Here is a 300-nt window from a genome sequence, read left to right as displayed (position 1 = left end):
GGTTCTTTGAAAACTAGATAATATCAATTTTCTTTTATATTAATTAATTTCATTAATTAAGCCGAGAACACCGCGTATTTTGAGTTTTTTATTAAGTAATGTTTATTTACTTCGCGTAATACTCAATTAATCCGTCACGTAAGTGATGAGGTTAAGTTATAAAGGGCGCATGGTGAATGCCTTGGCACTAGGAGCCGATGAAGGACGGGACTAACACCGATATGCTTCGGGGAGCTGTACGTAAGCTTTGATCCGGAGATTTCCGAATGGGGAAACCCAATCATCTTAGTCGATGATTAA

General features: G+C 37.7%; 1 rRNA gene. It reads left to right on the top strand.

What is annotated here, in order from left to right:
• Positions 1 to 149 precede the first annotated feature (149 nt).
• Positions 150 to 300: ribosomal RNA gene (locus CES81_RS13650) — 23S ribosomal RNA — on the top strand; the annotation flags it as partial.

Source organism: Secundilactobacillus pentosiphilus (assembly GCF_002217985.1).
GTDB classification, from domain to species: domain Bacteria; phylum Bacillota; class Bacilli; order Lactobacillales; family Lactobacillaceae; genus Secundilactobacillus; species Secundilactobacillus pentosiphilus.
Note: the sequence above shows the minus strand (reverse complement) of the source record. Positions and strands in the feature narration are given on the sequence as shown.